Genomic DNA, 17,644 nt, shown 5'->3' on the forward strand with positions numbered 1-17,644 from the left:
AGGCGGTCGTGACGCCCGGGCTCGATCTCGCGCTGCTGGTCGGCGCGGCCGTGCTGCTGGTGGCGGTCGGCGCCGTCCGGCTCTCCAGCCGGCTCGGGGTGCCCAGCCTCCTCGTCTACCTGGCCATGGGCGTGGGGATCGGCGAGGCCGGGCTGGGCATCCGGTTCGACGACGTCGAGCTGACCCGGGCGCTCGGCTTCTGCGCGCTGATCGTGATCATCGCCGAGGGCGGGTTGACCGCCCGGTGGAGCACGTTGCGCCCGGTGCTCGGGCTCTCCGCCGCGCTCTCCACCGTCGGCGTGGTGGTCAGCATCGTGGTGGTCGGGGTCGCCGTGCACCTGTTGCTCGGGCTGGACTGGCGGCTGGCGCTGCTCTACGGCGCGGTGCTCTCCTCCACCGACGCGGCGGCGGTCTTCGCCACCCTGCGCCGACTGCGCCTGCCGCCCCGGCTGGTGGCCACCCTGGAGGCCGAGTCGGGGATGAACGACGCCCCGGTGGTGCTGCTCGTGGTGCTGCTCTCCCGGGAGGGCGCCGGTCATCCCTGGTGGTACGAGGTCGGGCTGGTCGGCTACGAGCTGGCGGCCGGCGCGGCGGTCGGGGTGGGTGCCGGGCTCGCCGGGCGGTGGGCGCTGCGCCGGGCGGCGCTGCCCTCGGCGGGGCTGTACCCCATCGCCGTGGTCGGCTTCACCGTGCTGGCGTACGCCGTCGGCGCGGTGCTGCACGCCTCCGGCTTCCTCGCCGTCTACGTCGCCGGGGTGCTGCTCGGCAACGCCCGACTGCCGCACCGGCAGGCGATCCTCGGCTTCGCCGACGGGCTGGCCTGGCTGGCGCAGATCGGCCTGTTCGTGCTGCTCGGGCTGCTGGTCTCCCCGGGGCGGCTGGACGCCGCGGTGCTTCCCGCGGTGGTCGCCGGGCTGGCCCTGGTGCTGGCCGCCCGGCCGCTGTCGGTGGCGGTCGCCGCGCTGCCGTTCCGGGTCGGGGTGCGCGAGCAGACGTTCCTGTCCTGGGCCGGGCTGCGTGGCGCGGTGCCGATCGTGCTGGCCACCATCCCGCTCTCCGAGCGGGTGCCCGGCGCGGACCGGCTCTTCGACGCGGTCTTCGTGCTGGTGGTGATCTTCACGCTGGTGCAGACCACGACGCTGGCGCCGCTCGCCCGCCGGCTCAGGGTCACCGCGCCGGCCGAGGCGACGGAGATCCACGTCGAGACCGCTCCGCTGGAGCGGATGCGGGCCGACCTGCTCCAGTTGGAGGTGCCGCCGGGATCTCGGCTGGCCGGGGTGCACGTCGACGAGCTGCGGTTGCCGCCGGGCGCCTCGGTGACGCTGGTGCTGCGCGACGGGGTCGGTTTCGTGCCGGTCCCGGACACCCGGTTGAAGACCGGCGACAGTCTGTTGATCGTGGCGACCGGTGGGGTCCGCGACGAGGTCGAACGGCGGCTGCGGGCGGTCAGCCGGCGGGGTCGGCTGGCCCGTTGGTTTGGCGAGTACGGCAATGATCGGGACGGTTGATCTGCTAGCGTTCCTTTTGTCCCGGTTAGGTGGGACTCGAGGCTGAATAGCGGTGCGTCGGTGCGGCACGTTGTCGGACGCCGATACGTTCCGTATTCTTGCCAACCTCCGGAGTGCGCGGCCGTTGTCGCCGCGCGCCCCTTTTCGTACCTGGGGGTGCCTGGTCGGTGCCCCCTGTCCAGGTGCCGCGGACCGCCGCGGTTCCGCGGCCGAGGGAGCGACGATGGCGAAGCCAGCCGACACCAGGACAGCCGGCCGAAAGCCGGTGGCGAGGCCCACCCGCAGCGCGGCGGAGACCGAGAAGATCCGGGCGGCGCTGGCGGCGCGGCGGGACGAGCTTCGCGCCGAGTACGATCAGACGCTGAGCGAGATCACCGAGCTGCAGCGCGATCGGCTGACCGACTCGGCCGGGGACGACCAGGCCGACACCGGGACCAAGACGTTCGAGCGGGAGCAGGAGATCTCTCTCGCCAACAGCATCCTGGAACGGATCACGCAGGTCGAGCGCGCGCTGGAGCGGCTCGATGAGGGTGGCTACGGCTGGTGCGAGCGGTGCGGCAACCCGATCCCGGTGGAGCGGCTCGCCGCCTTCCCGTCGGCGACCCTCTGCGTGACCTGCAAGCAGCTGGAGGAGCGGCGCTGAGGTCCGTTCCCCGGCGGCGATGGAGACGGTGAGCGATCACCGCCGAGTGTCGATGGGGAGCAGATGAGCGCAGCACCGTCCGCCGGATCCGGCCGGGCCGAAGAGGCCGACCGCAAGCCCCGGCCCCGGGCCGTCGCGATCCTCGCCGGCACCGCGCTGGTCGCCTTCCTGGCCGACCTGACCACCAAGCATCTCGCCCTGGCCAACCTCTCCGACCACGAGCCGGTCCGGATTCTCGGCGGGTTCATCTACCTCAGCCTGATCCGCAACAGCGGCGCCGCCTGGAGCATCGGCTCCGACTACACCTGGGTCTTCCCACTGATCACCATCGGCGTGATCGGCTGGATCGTCTGGATGGCGCTGCGGCTGCGGTCGATGCCCTGGGCGATCTCGCTCGGGCTGGTGCTCGGCGGGGCGCTCGGCAACCTGGCGGACCGGATCTTCCGGGCCCCCAGCCCCTTCCACGGTCACGTGGTCGACATGATCAGCGTCTTCGGGCCGTTCGGCGAGTACTTCCCGGTCTTCAACCTGGCGGACAGCTCGCTGGTCTGCGGCGTGATCCTCGCCGTGCTGCTGGAACTCACCGGCCGCCAGCGCGACGGCGGGCGGGTGACCCGCGACGGACGTCCGGTCGACGCGGGCGACGGCCAGGCGACCGCCACCGAGCAGCGGGAGCGCGCGTGACCTCCGCGTTCGCCGCCGGGGGCGACCACCGTTCGCTGCCGGTGCCGGACGGCCTCGACAGCATGCGGCTGGACCAGGCGGTTTCCCGGCTCTTCGGTCTCTCCCGCACCGCTGCCGCGGCCCTGGTGGACTCCGGCGACGCGCTGGTCGACGGCGTGGTCCGGGCCAACTCGTACAAGGTCAAGGCCGGTTCGTGGCTGGAGGTGACCCTGCCCGCGCCGGTCGCGCCGCCGACCGTGGTGCCGCAGGCGGTGCCCGGTCTGCGGGTGGTCCACGCCGACGACGACATCGTGGTGGTGGACAAGCCGGTCGGCGTGGCGGCCCATCCCAGCCCCGGCTGGACCGGCCCGACCGTGATCGGCGCGCTGGCCGCGATCGGCCACCGCATCTCCACCAGCGGCGCCGCCGAGCGGCAGGGAGTGGTGCACCGGCTCGACGTCGGTACCACCGGGATCATGGTGGTGGCCAAGAGCGAGCAGGCCTACAGCGCGCTCAAGCGGGCGTTCAAGTACCGCGAGGTGGAGAAGCGCTACCACGCGGTGGTGCAGGGCCACCCGGACCCGCTGCGCGGCACCATCGACGCCCCGATCGACCGGCACCCCACCCACGACTACCGCTGGGCGGTGGTCTCCGGCGGCAAGCCGAGCATCACCCACTACGACACCCTGGAGGCGTTCCCGGCCGCCAGCCTGCTCGACGTGCGGCTGGAGACCGGCCGGACCCACCAGATCCGGGTGCACTTCTCCACGCTGCGCCACCCCTGTGTGGGCGACCTCACCTACGGCGCCGACCCGACGCTGTCCGGTCGGCTCAAGCTGGACCGACAGTGGCTGCACGCCCGCGAGTTGAGCTTCGAGCACCCCCGAACGGGGGACGAGGTCCGCTTCGTCAGCGACTACCCTGACGATCTGGAACGCGCGCTCCGGATCCTCCGCGACTGAGCGGCGGCCCGTCCGACACCGACCGACGAGGGGACCAGCCCGTGCGCGCCGGCGATCTGCTGCGCCAGCTTGACCAACGGCTGCTGCCACCCCTGACCCGGGTGGTCAGGCGCCTCGCCGACACCTCGTCCCGGCCGCGGATGCTCACCTCCACGGCGCTGCTGTCGGTGACGGCGGTGCTGCTCACCGCCGTCTGGGCCGCCGGTGACCGCGGCCCGGTGGGTGACCCGACCGTCGGCGAGGTGACCCGCGTCGGGGTCGTCGACGGCGACTCAGTGCCGGGCTACCTGCGGGCCGCGGCGGCCGACCTGGCGGCCCTGCCCACGGCCGTGCCGGGCGGCGCCGAGGGCACCTACGCGCTGGTCTCGCTGGAGACCTACCTGCCGCCGCAGCGGCTCGCGGCGGTGCTCGGCGACGTGTCGGTCTCCGAGGTCTTCGGGCGGGTGCCGCTGCCCGGCCGGCAGACCGAGATCGTCCGGATCCCGGCGCTGCGCATCCCGGACGACGTGGTCGCCGGGATGGCCGAGCTGGCCGCGCGCAAGGACCAGGAGGCCGCCGACTACCGGGCCCGCGCCACCGCGTCCGCCGGCGACGCCGACGTGCGTCAGGTGTACGCCAGCGGCGCCGTGGTGGCCGCGGCGGAGGCGGACGCCTACCGCTCCGGGTGCGCCTGCGTCTACGCGGCGGTGGTCCGTGCCCAGCCGGCCGCGCTGCGCGCGGTGGCCGGCCGGCAGACCGTACGGTCGGTCGACCCGGCGCCGGAGGTGCGTCGGCTGGACCGGACGGTCTTCACCCCGCCGCTGCCCGAGCAGCAGGAGGTGGTCCGCCCACCGGCGGACACCGCGCTACCCACGGCGACCGTGGACGGGCCGGCCAGCCCCTCGGCGACGCCCTCGGCCACCCCGACGGTGGGCGAATCGTCGGAACCCGCACCGGTCGTGACGGATCCGGCACCCGAGCCGGAGCCGACGGCGCCGTCCGTGGCCCCGCCGCCGACCCCGGCCACCTCGCCCGACGCGACCGGTGCCGAGGCCGCGGAGCCGACCACGTCGTGATCGGGGACCGGCGGATTGGGCAGGATGGTGTGGTCCGAATAGGGTTTCCTTCGTAGCCTGTTTGATGGAGATTGATCGCGCTGGGGAGGGCGAGCCGTGGAGGGCAGCGAGACCGGCTGGGGCCGGCCGGCCGAACCGGCACCGCGGTGGCGGGCGCTGCTCGACCGGGCCCGGCTCGCCGGCCGGGGCAGTGAGCAGCCCGAATCCGACCGACGGGTCGAGGATCCCCTGCCTCCCGCCGAGCCGCTGCCGCGGCGGTCGCACGACGGCTACGCCGGGCGGGCGCAGGCCGTCAGCCCGCCGGTCGAGCAGCCCTACGGCGCGGATCCCGGTTACCGGGCCGAGGCCACCTACCGGGTGGACCCCGCCTACCGGGCGGAGCCGGCCTACCGGCCCGAGCCGACCTACCAGCCGGAGCCGACCTACCAGCCCGAGCCGACCTACCAACCTGGACGCGGCTACCAGCCCGAGCCCGGCTACCCCGCCGAGCCGGCCTACCGGGTGCCGGAGCCGCGCCGGCCGGACCCGGTCGAGTCGCGCTACGCGCTGCTGGAGAACGGTTACCGACCCGATCCGCCGCCGGTGGAGTCCCGCTACGCGCTGCTGGAGAACGGCTACCGACCCGAGGGCCGTGCGGCCGCCCCGGCGCCGCCGCCCGCTCCCGCGCCACCGGCTGCCCCGGCTCCGGCGCTCGCGCCGCCCCCGGCGGTCGTCGACCGGGGCTATCCGGCCCGGGTCGACTGGCGTCCGCCGGCCGCCGACCCGGAGCTGGAACGGGCCACCGCGCTGCTGCGCCAGGAGTTCGGCACCCCACGGGTGCTCGCCTTCGCCAATCCCAAGGGCGGGGTACACAAGACCACCGCCACGGTGCTCGCCGCGGCGACCGTCGGCAGCGTCCGCGGCCGGGGCGTGCTGGCCTGGGACGACAACGAGTTGCGCGGCACGCTCGGGCTGCGCGCCGGCAGTGCCCGGCACGCCCGGACCATCCGCCACCTGATCACCGATCTGGCCCAGATCGAGATCCTCGAGGGCAACACCCTGCTCGAGCACCTCGACGACTACCTGCGGCACGCCTCCGACAACTCCTACGACGTGCTGGCCGGGGAGGAGAGCCCCCGGTTCGCCCAGCGGCTGGACCAGTTCACCGTCCGGCGGGTGCTGGAGCTGCTCCGGCGTACCCACGAGGTGGTCTGCGTCGACACCGGCAACAACGTGGAGAGCCCGAACTGGCGCACCGTGATGCAGGCGGCGGACCAGTTGGTGGTGACCACGGTGCCCCGCGAGGACGCGGCGTTCAGCGCCGACTGGATGCTCGACCTGCTGCACGAGGTGGGCATGGGCGAGCTGGCCGACAACGCGGTCACCCTGATCTCCTGCCCGACGCCGGGCCGATCGACGTTGCAGGACGACCTGGAGCGGCACTTCGCCACCCGCACCCGCGCGGTCGCGGTGGTGCCGTACGACCCGGCGCTGGAGACCGGTTCGTCGATCGAGTACCACCAGCTCCAGCCGGCGACCCGGGACGCCTGGCTGAAGGCCGCGGCGATGATGTTGGAGCCGTTCGCCCGGTGAGGGGGTGTGCCGCCACCGGCGCCCCCGCCCGTCCGCCCGCCTGAGAGGATCATCGGGTGAGCCCGGACACCCCCGACCCCGACCGGTCCGCCGCCCAGCCCGGCGAGGCCGACCGCGCCACCCCGCCCGCCCACGACCCCGCCCCGGCGGACCCCCCGCCCGACCCGCGGGCCACGCCGGGCCCGCAGGCCGGTCTGCCCGGTCCGCTGGTCTCGCCGCCCGGCGCCGAGGACGGCTTGGCCGGTCCGGAAGCCGGGCCGCCCGCCTGGGCCTACCCGGGCGACCGCGCGCCGACGGAGGAGACCGGGTCGCGTCGACGGGGCGCGGTGCTCGCCGTCGGGGCCGGTCTGGCGCTGGCCGTGCTCGGCGCGCCGCTCGGTCTGCTCTGGGCGGCCGTCGCCCCGGACACCCCCGTGATCAAGACCGCCGAGGGCGCGGTCTACGCCCAGCCGCAACCGGAGCAACCGATCGCGGCGGACGGCTGGTTCAGCCTGCTCGGGCTCGCCTTCGGGGTGCTCGCCGCGCTCGCCCTCTGGTTCCTGCTGCGCCGCCGGCGCGGCCCGGTCGGGCTGGTCACCGCCGTGCTCGGCGCCTTCGCCGCCGGGCTGGTGGCCTGGCAGCTGGGGCGGCGGATCGGGCTGTCCCGCTTCGACCAGCTGCTGACCAGCGCGCCGGAGGGGCAGGGCTTCGGCAAGCCGTCCGACCTGCGGGCCGGTGGGATCGACTGGGTGCTCGGCGTGCTGCCGGTGCCGCACGGCAACCTGCTGCTGCCCGCGTTCGGCGCCGCCATCACGTACACCCTGCTGGCCGGCTGGTCCCGGTGGCCGTCGCTGCGCCCGGAGCCCGACGCCGCCGACCTCAGTTGGGTGTCGGCGGCGACGCCAGCTCCGCCAGCGGCACCGGAACCGCCCGCACCTGGCGCAGCAGAGCCGCCTCGCGGTTGAGCAGCCGCAACTCGGCCCGGAGCCGGGCCGCGGTGTCGTCGATGGCGAGCAGCCGCTGCCGGTCGTCGACGGTCAGCGCCGCCGTCGCGGCGACCAGGTGGGACAGCACGGTCGGATCCTCCGGCAGCTGCTCGGAGATCTCCTCCGGGTCGGCACGGATCAGCCCGAGATACTGCCGGAACACCGCGATCACCCGGGCGGCCAGCAGATCGGCGACCTCGTCCGGACCACCCGGCTCGGGCAGCCACTCCACCTCGGCCGTCAGGTAGGGCGCGGACTTCTCGTCGACGTCGGCGATCCGGAACCGGCGTCGCCCGACGGTCACGATGTCGAAGCCGCCGTCGGCCAACTCGGTGACCTGCCGCAGCTCGGCGGTGCAGCCCACCTCGTGCAGCGTCACATCGCCGCCGGCCGGTGTCGGCCGGGCGCCGGGCCCGGTCGGGGCGACCTCCCAGCCGGCCTGGATGGCGACCACGCCGAACTCGCGCGGGGCGCCCTCGGGGAGCCCGACCAGGTGTCGGACCAGGGCGCGGTAACGCTCCTCGAAGATGTGCAACGGCAGCACCAACCCGGGGAAGAGCACCGTTCCGAGGGGGAACACCGGCAGCCGCGCAGTCACGCCGTCGAGCCTAGCCGGATCCGGAACCGGCGGAGTGTCCCGGCTCACCGTCGTGCCGGCCGGGCGTCCCCGGACCGCTCCGGTGGGACGCGGGTGTCCCGGCTCACCGTCCCGTGGTACGGGCGGTCCCGGCCCGCCCCGGGCCGGCCGCCTAGACTCGCAAGGGTGTTGAATCGGATCGACCTGCGCGGTGGTCTTCGTGACCCGCGCCGCCTGCTGCCCCGTGCCCAGCTCGACGTCTCCGTGGCCGTCGAGCGGATCCGGCCCGTCGTGGAGACGGTCCGGGAGCGTGGCTACCCGGCGATCCGGGAGGCGAGCGAGCGGTTCGACGGAGTCTGCCCCGAGGTGCTGCGGGTGCCCGTCGAGACGATCGCCGCCGCGGAGGGGACCCTCGACCCGGAGGTCCGGGCCGCGCTGCTGGAGTCGATCAGCCGGGCCCGTCGGGTGCACGCCGACCAGCGGCGTACCGACCACACCACCCAGGTGGTGCCCGGCGGCACGGTGACCGAGCGCTGGGTGCCGGTCGACCGGGTCGGGCTCTACGTCCCGGGCGGCCTGGCCATGTACCCGTCGACCGTGGTGATGAACGTGGTGCCGGCCCAGGCGGCCGGGGTCCGCTCGCTGGTGGTGGTGAGCCCGCCGCAGAAGGACAACGGCGGCCTGCCCGACCCGCGGGTGCTCGCCGCGTGCGCGCTGCTCGGCGTCGACGAGGTCTACGCCGTCGGTGGCGCCCAGGCGGTGGCGATGCTCGCGTACGGGGCGGCGGTCGACGCGGCCGGCGAGGCGCACTGCACGCCGGTCGACATGATCACCGGCCCGGGCAACATCTGGGTCACCGCGGCGAAGCGGCTGCTGCGCGGCGTGGTGGGCATCGACGCCGAGGCCGGCCCGACCGAGATCGCCATCCTGGCCGACGACACCGCCGACCCGGTGCACGTGGCAGCCGACCTGATCAGCCAGGCCGAGCACGACCCCCTCGCCGCGAGTGTCCTGGTCACTCCCTCGGTCGAGCTGGTCGAGGCGGTGGAGCGCGAGCTGGCTCGGCAGGTGCCGGCGACCAAGCACGCCGAGCGGGTCACCAACGCGCTGACCGGCGAGCAGAGCGGCGTGGTGCTGGTCGACGACCTCGACGCCGGGCTGCGGGTGGTCGACGCGTACGCAGCCGAGCACCTGGAGATCCAGACCCGGGACGCCCGGGAGTGGGCGCTGCGGGTGCGCAACGCCGGCGCCATCTTCGTCGGCGCCTGGTCGCCGGTGTCGCTCGGCGACTACTGCGCCGGCTCCAACCACGTGCTGCCCACCGGCGGCTGCGCCCGACACTCCTCCGGGCTCTCCGTGCAGTCCTTCCTGCGCGGCATCCACCTGGTCGAATACACCCAGCAGGCGCTGCGCGAGGTGGCCCCGCACGTGGTCACCCTGGCCACGGTGGAGGACCTGCCGGCGCACGGCCAGGCCGTCAGCGCCCGCTTCGCCGGGGGCTCGGCATGACCACGCTGGACGATCTGCCGCTCCGCGACGACCTGCGCGGGCTGTCGCCGTACGGGGCGCCGCAGCTGGACGTGCCGGTGCGGCTGAACACCAACGAGAACTCCTACCCGGTGCCGGAGCCGGTGGTGGAGGCGATCGGCAAGGCCCTCGCCGCCGAGCTGCGCGACCTCAACCGCTACCCCGACCGGGACGCGGTCGCGCTCCGCGCCGACCTGGCCGGCTACCTCGGGCACCGGCTCACCGTCGACCACCTCTGGGCGGCGAACGGCTCCAACGAGATCCAGCAGCAGCTGCTCCAGGCGTTCGGCGGGCCGGGGCGCAGCGCGCTCGGCTTCACACCGGCGTACTCGATGCACCCGCTGCTGGCCCTCGGCACCGGCACCCGGTGGGTGCCCGCCCGGCGCGGCGTCGACTTCGGGCTGACCGCCGACGAGGCGGTGGCCCAGGTCCGCGAGCACAGGCCGGACGTGGTCTTCCTCTGCTCGCCGAACAATCCCACCGGCACCGCGCTGGACCCGGCCGTGGTGGCCGCGGTGCTCGACGCGGCGCCGGGCATGGTGGTGGTGGACGAGGCGTACGCCGAGTTCGCCCGGCCCGGCACGGTGAGCGCGCTCGCGGTGCTGCCCGGGCACCCCCGGCTGGTGGTGACCCGGACGATGAGCAAGGCGTTCGGCTTCGCCGGTGGGCGGCTGGGCTACCTCGCCGCCGACCCGGCGGTGGTGCAGGCGGTGCAGCTGGTCCGGTTGCCGTACCACCTCTCGGCGCTCACCCAGGCCGCCGCCCGGGCGGCGCTGGCCCACCGCGACGCCCTGCTCGGCACGGTCGCCGCGATCATGGTCCAGCGCGACCGGATCGTCGCCGAGCTGCGCGGCCGCGGCGTACGGGTCGCCGACAGTGACGCCAATTTCGTACTCTTCGAGGTCGGTGGCGACCAGGCCGCCGCCTGGCGGGCCCTGCTGGAGCGGGGCGTGCTGGTGCGCGACGTCGGCCTGCCCGGGTGGCTGCGGGTCACCGCCGGCACCCCCGCCGAGACCGACGCCTTCCTGTCGGCGATGGAGAAGCTCTGATGGCCGGGCGCGGTCCGCGCGTGCCAGCCCCGCAGTCACCACTGAAAGGCGAGCGATGAGCCGGACCGCCCGGGTTGAGCGGATCACCAAGGAGACCAAGGTCCTCGTCGAGATCGACCTCGACGGCACCGGCGCGGCGGAGATCAGCACAGGGGTCGGCTTCTACGACCACATGTTGAACCAGATCGCCCGGCACGGCGGTGTCGACCTCACCGTGCGCACCGTCGGTGACCTGGAGATCGACGCGCACCACACGATGGAGGACACCGCGCTCGCCCTGGGCGCCGCCCTCGACCAGGCGCTGGGTGACAAGGCGGGCATCCGGCGGTACGGTTCGGCCACCGTGCCGATGGACGAGGTGCTGGTCCGGGCCGCGGTCGACCTCTCCGGCCGGCCGTACGTACTGCACGACGAACCACCGCTGGCTCCGTACATCGGGCCGGTCTACCCGACCAGCATGACCCGGCACATCTTCGAGTCGTTCGGCCAGGCGGCCCGGATCACCCTGCACGTCGACGTGCTGCGGGCGGCCCGTCCGGGTGGACACCCGGACGCGCACCATGTGGTGGAGGCGCAGTTCAAGGCGGTCGCCCGGGCGCTGCGCGAGGCCGTCGCGATCGACCCGCGGTCGGCCGGCGCGGTGCCCAGCACGAAGGGAGCATTGTGATGAGCGCGGCGCTGCCGGTTCTGCTGCTGATCCTGGCCGGGGTGCTGGTGGGTGGCGTCTGGTCGCTGCACCGCCAGGGCGCCCCGCGCGGCGCGGTGCTGCTCACCGCGCTGCTCGCGGTGCTGGCCACCGTCGGTGGGGTGCTGTGGCTGCTGCCCGGGGAGGGCCAGTGAGCGACCGGAGGGAGGCGGCGGCGTGAGCGACGTGGTGGTGCTCGACTACGGCTCGGGCAACCTGCGGTCGGCCGAACGCGCGCTCGCGGCGGCCGGCGCGAGCGTACGGGTGACCGACGACCTGTCGGCCGCGGCCGCCGCCGACGGCCTGGTGGTGCCGGGCGTGGGCGCGTTCGCGGCGTGCATGGCCGGGATCGAGGCGCTCGGCGCCGGTCCGATGATCGCCGACCGGGTGGCCGCCGGTCGTCCGGTGCTCGGCATCTGCGTCGGCATGCAGGTGCTCTTCGAGCACGGCGACGAGCACGGGGTGGTGACCAAGGGGCTCGGCCTGCTGCCCGGCGGCGTCACGAAGCTGACCGCCCCCCGGCTGCCGCACATGGGTTGGAACACCGTCCGGGCGCCCGAGTCGTCGGTGCTCTTCGCCGGCCTGCCCGTCGAAAGCCGGTTCTACTTCGTGCACTCCTACGGGGTGGGCGACCCGGGTGCGCTGGCCGCGGCCGGCGCCACGGTCACCACCGCCCACCACGGGGCGGACTTCGTGGCCGCGGTCGAACGCGGCCCGCTCTCCGCCGCCCAGTTCCATCCGGAGAAGTCGGCCGACACCGGTGCCGCGCTGCTGCGCAACTGGCTGGCCGCGCTGTGACCGCCGGTGGTTGAGTCGTCCGTGGCCGCGGCCGGGTGGGGGGCGGCGTGAGCAAGGAACGGGCCCGGCGCCGGGAGGCGCGCGAAGCCGTACTGGCCCGGGAGCGCGCCGCGCGCCGGCGTCGGGTGGCCCGCCGGGAACGCCGCCGGGCGGTGCTCCGCAGGATCACGCCCCGGCTGCGTCGGGGCAGCGCGGGCCGGCTGGCCCGGCACAGTCGCGCCGAACGGGCCGCGATCGTGCTGCTCACCGCGGCCGCGCTGATTCTGATCTGGTCGTTCGTGGACGACCTGGCGCTCCGCCTCGCGCTGGTCGTGCTGCTGCTGCTCGTACTGCCGGCGATCGTCGTGATCGCCCTGGACCGTCGTACCTGATTGAGGAGAAGACGTTGAGCCTCACCCTGTTGCCTGCCGTGGACGTCGCCGACGGCCAGGCCGTCCGGCTCGTCCAGGGCGCCGCCGGCAGCGAGACCAGCTATGGCGACCCGATCGAGGCGGCGCTGGCCTTCCAGCGCGACGGCGCCCAGTGGATCCACCTGGTCGACCTGGACGCCGCGTTCGGCCGGGGCACCAACGCCCACCTGCTCGCCGAGGTGGTCCGCCAGCTCGACGTCAAGGTGGAGCTCTCCGGCGGCATCCGCGACGACGAGTCGCTGCTCGCGGCGCTCGGCACCGGGGCGGCCCGGGTCAACATCGGCACCGCCGCCCTGGAGGACCCGGTCTGGTGCGACCGGGTGGTCGGGGAGTACGGCGACCGGGTGGCGATCGGGTTGGACGTACGCGGCCGTACCCTCGCCGCCCGGGGCTGGACCCGCGAGGGCGGCGACCTGTTCGAGGTGCTGGAGCGGCTGGACAAGGCGGGCAGCGCCCGGTACGTGGTCACCGACATCACCAAGGACGGCACCATGCGCGGGCCCAACCTGGACCTGCTGCGCGAGGTGTGCGCCCGTACCGACGCGCCGGTGATCGCCTCCGGCGGCGTCTCCACCCTGGACGACCTGCGGGCCCTGGCCACCCTGGAACCGCTCGGGGTGGAGGGCGTGATCACCGGCAAGGCGCTCTACGCGGGGGCCTTCACGGTGCGGCAGGCGCTCGACACGCTGGCCGCCGCGTGACGGTCACCCGGCTCGGCTCGGGCGGCCCGTGGGAGGCCACCTACGGCTACGCGCGGGTGGTCCGCGCCGGTGAGCTGGCCTGGACCGCCGGCTGCACCTCCACGGTGGACGGTCAGGTGGCCCACGTCGGGGACGCCGCGGCGCAGACCGCGCAGGCGCTGCGGATCGCCCTGGACGCGCTCGCCGAGGTGGGCGCGCAGCCGGGCGACGTGGTCCGCAGCCGGATGTACGTGACCGACCGCGGCTACGCCGACGAGGTGGGCCGGGCGCACAACGCGGTCTTCGGGGCGGTCCGCCCGGCGGCGACCCTGGTGGTGGTGGCCGGTCTGCTGGATCCGGAGCATCTGGTCGAGGTGGAGCTGGAGGCGTACCTCGGCGATCGCTGACCGGGCCGCCGCGAACCGCCGCATTGCCGGGTTTCGCCGGCCGGGAGACGGCTCGAGCTTTTAGGTTGTGCACAACTTAGTTGTGCGATACCTTTCCCGGGTGACCGATGACCTGGTGCTGCGAGGGCAGGTGTGCTTCGCGCTCTACGCCGCCTCGCGTGCCATGACCGACGTCTACCGCGGCGTCCTCGACCCCGTCGGGCTGACCTACCCGCAGTACCTGGTGCTGCTGGTGCTCTGGGAGCGCGACGGCGACACCACCACCGTCTCCGAGCTCGGCGCCGCGCTGCGGCTGGACTCCGGCACCCTCTCGCCGCTGCTCAAGCGGCTGGCGGGCGCCGGGCTGGTGGTCCGGCAGCGCGCGGCCGATGACGAGCGGCGGGTCGAGGTCGGGCTGACCGACGCCGGTCGAGCCCTGCGGCAGCGGGTGGCCGACGTGCCGGCGCGGATCGCCCGGGCGACCGGGCTCTCCGTGCCGGAGCTGGTCGCCCTGCGCGACACCCTCACCCAGGTCACCGAGACCATCCACCGACAGAAGGAGCACTGACCCCTCATGCAGGTTCTCTACACCGCCTCCGCCCGGGCCACCGGCGACGGCCGCGACGGCCACGTCGCCACCTCCGACGGCACCTTCGACCTCGACCTCGCGGTGCCGAAGGAGATGGGCGGCGCCGGCGGCGCGGCCAACCCCGAACAGCTCTTCGCCGCCGGTTACGCGGCCTGTTTCCACGGTGCCCTGCGGCTGGTCGCCCGGCGGGCCAAGGCCGACGTGACCGGCTCGGTCGTCGAGGCGGAGGTGGGCATCGGCCCGAACGGCGCCGGTGGCTTCGGGCTGACCGTGACGCTCGTGGTCGACCTGCCCACCGTCGAGCGCGCCGCGGCCGAGCAGTTGGTGGAGCAGGCGCACCAGGTCTGCCCCTACTCGAACGCGACCCGCGGCAACATCGACGTCGCGCTCACCGTGCGGGCGGCGGCGTGAGCGGGCCGCTGAACCGGGAGATCCACCTGGCCTCCCGGCCGGACGGCTGGCCGACGGCGGAGAACTTCCGGCTGGTCGAGACGGAGGTGCCGAAGCCCGGGCCGGGCCAGCTCCTGGTCCGCAACCGCTTCATGTCCGTCGATCCGTACATGCGCGGACGGATGAACGACGTCAAGTCGTACGTGCCGCCGTTCCCGCTCGACGCGCCGCTCGACGGTGGCGCGCTCGGCGAGGTGGTGGCCAGTGAGGCCGACGGGTTCAGCCCCGGCGACGTGGTGCTGCACGGGCTGGGCTGGCGGGAGTACGCGCTGGTCGACGCCCGGTCGGCCCGGACCGTCGATCCAGAGCTGGCACCGCTGAGCGCCTACCTCAGCGTGCTCGGGATGACCGGGCTGACCGCGTACGCCGGGCTGCTGGAGGTGGCCGGGATGCGGCCGGGCGAGACGGTCTTCGTCTCGGCCGCCGCGGGCGCGGTGGGCAGCCTGGTCGGGCAGATCGCCAAGCTCAAGGGCGCCGCCCGGGTGGTCGGCAGCGCTGGCTCGGCGGCGAAGGTCGAGCGGCTGCGGGCGCTCGGCTTCGACGCCGCGTTCGACTACCACGACGGGCCGGTCCGCGACTCGCTGAAGGCCGCCGCGCCGGAGGGCATCGACGTCTACTTCGACAACGTGGGCGGCGACCACCTGGAGGCGGCGATCTCGGCCATGCGCCTGCACGGCCGGGCGGCGATCTGCGGCATGATCGCCCAGTACAACGACACCGCCCCGCCGGCCGCGCCGCGCAACCTGGCGCTGCTCATCGGCAAGCGGCTCACCCTGCGCGGCTTCCTGGTGGGCGACCACGGCTCGCTGCGCGAGCAGTTCGTCCAGGAGATGTCCGACTGGCTGCGCGAGGGCCGGATCTCCTACGACGAGACCACCGTCGACGGCATCGAGAACGCCCCGGCCGCCTTCCTCGGCCTCCTGCGCGGCGAGAACCTGGGCAAGATGCTGGTCCGCCTCTGACCGGCCCGTTCGGTAAACGTCGATCATGCAGTTGTGGTGGGGGATGAAGGCGGCAAACCGCCCCGGATCCGGCACCACAACTCCATGATCGACGGGCCGGGGCGGCGGGCGGGATAGGGTCGGGGCATGACGGTGGCGGTACGGGTCATCCCCTGTCTGGACGTGGACGCCGGACGGGTGGTCAAGGGCGTCAACTTCCTCGACCTGCGCGACGCCGGCGACCCGGTGGAGCTGGCCGCGGCCTACGACCGGGCCGGCGCGGACGAGCTGACCTTCCTCGACGTCACCGCCTCCAGCAGCGACCGCGGCACCATGCTCGACGTGGTGCGGCGCACCGCCGAGTCGGTCTTCATCCCGCTCACCGTCGGCGGCGGGGTACGCCAGGTCGCCGACGTCGACACCCTGCTGCGGGCCGGGGCGGACAAGGTCGGGGTGAACACCGCCGCGATCGCCCGGCCGGAGCTGATCGCCGAGATCGCGGACCGGTTCGGCCGGCAGGTGCTGGTGCTCTCGCTGGATGTGCGGCGGGCGCCGGCCGGCACCACCCCGAGCGGCTTCGAGGTGACCACGCACGGCGGTCGGCGGGGCACCGGGCTGGACGCGGTCGAGTGGGCCCGCCGCGGCGCCGAGCTGGGCGCCGGGGAGCTGCTGCTCAACTCGATGGACGCCGACGGCACCAAGGCCGGCTTCGACCTCGAGCTGATCGGCGCGGTGCGCCGGGTGGTGGACGTGCCGGTGGTGGCCAGTGGCGGCGCCGGAGAGGTGGCCCACTTTCCGCCGGCGGTCGGCGCCGGCGCCGACGCGGTGCTCGCCGCCAGCGTCTTCCACTTCGGTGAGCTGACCGTCGCCGAGGTCAAGGACGCGCTGCGCCGGGACGGCCACCCCGTCCGCTGACGGCCGGCCCCGGGCGGCTCAGTCCCGCCCGGAGTGTCCCTCCGGAGAGCGCCGCGGGGTGGGGATCGAGCGGACGACGTATTCCTGCACGGCCGCCGCGTGGTCGGCCTCGTCGAGCGTCCACTCGGCACTGCCCGGTGCGTGCCGCCGGCTCAACACCCCCTGCACGGTGTCCACGGTGGTCGCCAGCCCGGCGCTCGGCCGGCTGCGCCAGAGCCGCTCACCCTCGGCGGTGATCCGGAACCAGCCGTCGCTGACGCTCACCAACCCGGCCCCGGCCAACCGTTGGATCGCCGCCTCGACCTCGTGCCGTTCGGGAATCGACTGGTTGAGGTGATCGGCGGTGGAGAGCACGTCGGCCAGGCGTACGCCCTCGGGCCGCCGGCTGGCCGCGGCCCGGCGGTGCCGCCCGGCGCCGCTCGCGATGACCAACGACACGAAGATCCAGGCGTCGCTCCGGCGCCATCCGCTCTCCCCCATGCAGAGATGATGCAGGCGCGTGTCGCGGAAGGGAACACCCGGCCACCCCCGACCCCGCCGGCAGCAGCCCGGTGTGCCCCTCGCCGGACGCTGCGTGACTTCTCAGCCCGCCGGTTGCGCGGCCACCGGCCCGGCGGTGTCGACCTCCGGCTCGGCCACGGCGAACAGGGGAATGAACAGCTGTGCCAGCGGGCCGATGCTGAGCGCGTAGGCGACGGTGCCGAGCCCGACGGTGCCGCCGAGCAGCCACCCCAGCGCCAGCACGGTGACCTCGATCACGGTCCGGACCAGGCGGATCGACCGGCCCGGTCGGCGGGCGACGTAGCCGGTCATCAGCCCGTCGCGCGGGCCGGGGCCGAGCCGGGCACCCAGGTAGAGCCCGGTGGCCGCGCCGTTGGCCACGATCCCGGTGACCAGCAGTCCGATCCGGACCCAGAGCGGACCGCCCGCCGGCAGCAGGGCCAGCGTGGCGTCCACCACCAGACCGATCACCACCACGTTGCTGACCGTGCCGAGCCCGGGGCGCTGTCGCAGCGGGATCCAGAGCAGCAGGACGAGGGCGCCGACCGCGATGGTCACCGTGCCGAACGAGAGCCCGGTGAGCCGGGACAGCCCCTGGTGGAACACGTCCCACGGGTCGAGGCCCAGCCCGGAGCGGATCATCAGGGCCATGGACACCCCGTAGAGGCCCAGGCCCAGGTAGAGCTGGGTCAGCCGTCGCGCCGGCCGGTGCCGCAGATTGCCAATCGCTGCCATACATGCCAACCTAGGGGCCAATTCGCCGAGCGA

Annotated in this window: 22 protein-coding genes; 19 read left to right on the forward strand and 3 right to left on the reverse strand. The window is 74.4% G+C overall.

The features are described from left to right. Positions 1 to 8: 8 nt before the first annotated feature. The 7 genes from AB0C04_RS08365 to AB0C04_RS08395 all read left to right on the forward strand — a co-directional run bounded on the left by AB0C04_RS08365 (position 9) and on the right by AB0C04_RS08395 (position 7,347). On the forward strand, positions 9 to 1,508 hold the full coding sequence (locus AB0C04_RS08365; protein ID WP_357050238.1) for a potassium/proton antiporter: 1,500 nt from the start codon (positions 9 to 11) through the stop codon (positions 1,506 to 1,508). A 223-nt stretch (positions 1,509 to 1,731) separates the two neighbouring features. Further along, the gene (locus AB0C04_RS08370; RefSeq protein ID WP_350872431.1) at positions 1,732 to 2,151 is read left to right on the forward strand and encodes a TraR/DksA C4-type zinc finger protein; all 420 of its coding nucleotides are present in this window, start codon (positions 1,732 to 1,734) and stop codon (positions 2,149 to 2,151) included. Positions 2,152 to 2,214: 63 nt separating this feature from the next. After that, a complete protein-coding gene (lspA, locus tag AB0C04_RS08375) occupies positions 2,215 to 2,835 on the forward strand; it encodes a signal peptidase II (RefSeq protein WP_357050241.1) in 621 nt (206 codons plus the stop codon). After that, positions 2,832 to 3,776 (forward strand): RluA family pseudouridine synthase, encoded by a 945-nt coding sequence (locus AB0C04_RS08380; RefSeq protein ID WP_357050244.1) that lies wholly within the window; start codon positions 2,832 to 2,834, stop codon positions 3,774 to 3,776. The genes lspA and AB0C04_RS08380 overlap by 4 nt, the downstream gene beginning before the upstream one ends. Before the next feature lie 41 nt (positions 3,777 to 3,817). After that, on the forward strand, positions 3,818 to 4,831 hold the full coding sequence (locus tag AB0C04_RS08385) for a hypothetical protein (protein WP_357050247.1): 1,014 nt from the start codon (positions 3,818 to 3,820) through the stop codon (positions 4,829 to 4,831). A 96-nt stretch (positions 4,832 to 4,927) separates the two neighbouring features. Next, positions 4,928 to 6,403, forward strand: coding sequence for an AAA family ATPase (locus AB0C04_RS08390; protein WP_357050250.1), 1,476 nt, complete (start codon positions 4,928 to 4,930; stop codon positions 6,401 to 6,403). 194 nt (positions 6,404 to 6,597) lie between these two features. Further along, positions 6,598 to 7,347, forward strand: a complete 750-nt coding sequence (locus AB0C04_RS08395; protein ID WP_357050785.1) for a DUF2567 domain-containing protein — start codon at positions 6,598 to 6,600, stop codon at positions 7,345 to 7,347. Here the strand turns inward: AB0C04_RS08395 and AB0C04_RS08400 are convergent. After that, the gene (locus AB0C04_RS08400; RefSeq protein ID WP_357050253.1) at positions 7,262 to 7,966 is read right to left on the reverse strand and encodes an LON peptidase substrate-binding domain-containing protein; all 705 of its coding nucleotides are present in this window, start codon (positions 7,964 to 7,966) and stop codon (positions 7,262 to 7,264) included. The two genes, AB0C04_RS08395 and AB0C04_RS08400, sit on opposite strands and share 86 nt — an antisense overlap. Before the next feature lie 165 nt (positions 7,967 to 8,131). Here AB0C04_RS08400 and hisD point away from each other — a divergent pair, with 165 nt between their 5' ends. From hisD to hisF, 12 genes are all read left to right on the forward strand, one after another. Continuing rightward, positions 8,132 to 9,454: a histidinol dehydrogenase gene (gene hisD / locus AB0C04_RS08405; protein WP_357050256.1), complete on the forward strand. Its 1,323-nt coding sequence runs from the start codon at positions 8,132 to 8,134 to the stop codon at positions 9,452 to 9,454. After that, the gene (locus tag AB0C04_RS08410) at positions 9,451 to 10,521 is read left to right on the forward strand and encodes a histidinol-phosphate transaminase (protein WP_357050259.1); all 1,071 of its coding nucleotides are present in this window, start codon (positions 9,451 to 9,453) and stop codon (positions 10,519 to 10,521) included. Before hisD ends, AB0C04_RS08410 begins: the two co-directional genes overlap by 4 nt. A gap of 55 nt (positions 10,522 to 10,576) precedes the next feature. Beyond that, entirely contained in the window at positions 10,577 to 11,188 is a 612-nt protein-coding gene (gene hisB, locus AB0C04_RS08415; RefSeq protein ID WP_350872449.1) for an imidazoleglycerol-phosphate dehydratase HisB, read from the forward strand. Continuing rightward, the gene (locus AB0C04_RS08420; RefSeq protein ID WP_350872451.1) at positions 11,188 to 11,361 is read left to right on the forward strand and encodes a hypothetical protein; all 174 of its coding nucleotides are present in this window, start codon (positions 11,188 to 11,190) and stop codon (positions 11,359 to 11,361) included. The genes hisB and AB0C04_RS08420 overlap by 1 nt, the downstream gene beginning before the upstream one ends. A 22-nt stretch (positions 11,362 to 11,383) precedes the next feature. Continuing rightward, entirely contained in the window at positions 11,384 to 12,004 is a 621-nt protein-coding gene (gene hisH, locus AB0C04_RS08425) for an imidazole glycerol phosphate synthase subunit HisH (protein ID WP_357050263.1), read from the forward strand. Between the two features lie 47 nt (positions 12,005 to 12,051). After that, positions 12,052 to 12,375, forward strand: a complete 324-nt coding sequence (locus AB0C04_RS08430; protein WP_357050265.1) for a hypothetical protein — start codon at positions 12,052 to 12,054, stop codon at positions 12,373 to 12,375. 14 nt (positions 12,376 to 12,389) lie between these two features. Next, positions 12,390 to 13,115 (forward strand): bifunctional 1-(5-phosphoribosyl)-5-((5-phosphoribosylamino)methylideneamino)imidazole-4-carboxamide isomerase/phosphoribosylanthranilate isomerase PriA, encoded by a 726-nt coding sequence (priA, locus tag AB0C04_RS08435; RefSeq protein WP_357050268.1) that lies wholly within the window; start codon positions 12,390 to 12,392, stop codon positions 13,113 to 13,115. After that, positions 13,112 to 13,501 (forward strand): RidA family protein, encoded by a 390-nt coding sequence (locus AB0C04_RS08440; RefSeq protein WP_357050270.1) that lies wholly within the window; start codon positions 13,112 to 13,114, stop codon positions 13,499 to 13,501. Before priA ends, AB0C04_RS08440 begins: the two co-directional genes overlap by 4 nt. A gap of 100 nt (positions 13,502 to 13,601) precedes the next feature. Further along, positions 13,602 to 14,048, forward strand: a complete 447-nt coding sequence (locus AB0C04_RS08445) for a MarR family transcriptional regulator (RefSeq protein WP_357050273.1) — start codon at positions 13,602 to 13,604, stop codon at positions 14,046 to 14,048. Between the two features lie 6 nt (positions 14,049 to 14,054). Then, positions 14,055 to 14,480, forward strand: a complete 426-nt coding sequence (locus AB0C04_RS08450; protein WP_357050276.1) for an organic hydroperoxide resistance protein — start codon at positions 14,055 to 14,057, stop codon at positions 14,478 to 14,480. Then, on the forward strand, positions 14,477 to 15,481 hold the full coding sequence (locus tag AB0C04_RS08455; protein WP_357050279.1) for an NADP-dependent oxidoreductase: 1,005 nt from the start codon (positions 14,477 to 14,479) through the stop codon (positions 15,479 to 15,481). Before AB0C04_RS08450 ends, AB0C04_RS08455 begins: the two co-directional genes overlap by 4 nt. A gap of 126 nt (positions 15,482 to 15,607) precedes the next feature. Further along, a complete protein-coding gene (gene hisF / locus AB0C04_RS08460; RefSeq protein WP_357050282.1) occupies positions 15,608 to 16,375 on the forward strand; it encodes an imidazole glycerol phosphate synthase subunit HisF in 768 nt (255 codons plus the stop codon). An 18-nt stretch (positions 16,376 to 16,393) separates the two neighbouring features. Here the strand turns inward: hisF and AB0C04_RS08465 are convergent, their stop codons facing one another. Together AB0C04_RS08465 and AB0C04_RS08470 are read right to left on the reverse strand one after the other, a co-directional pair. Beyond that, positions 16,394 to 16,855, reverse strand: coding sequence for a hypothetical protein (locus AB0C04_RS08465; protein ID WP_350872472.1), 462 nt, complete (start codon positions 16,853 to 16,855; stop codon positions 16,394 to 16,396). A gap of 102 nt (positions 16,856 to 16,957) precedes the next feature. After that, positions 16,958 to 17,611, reverse strand: a complete 654-nt coding sequence (locus AB0C04_RS08470; RefSeq protein ID WP_357050286.1) for a hypothetical protein — start codon at positions 17,609 to 17,611, stop codon at positions 16,958 to 16,960. Positions 17,612 to 17,644: the final 33 nt, after the last annotated feature.

Source organism: Micromonospora sp. NPDC048909 (assembly GCF_040649635.1).
Lineage (GTDB): Bacteria > Actinomycetota > Actinomycetes > Mycobacteriales > Micromonosporaceae > Micromonospora.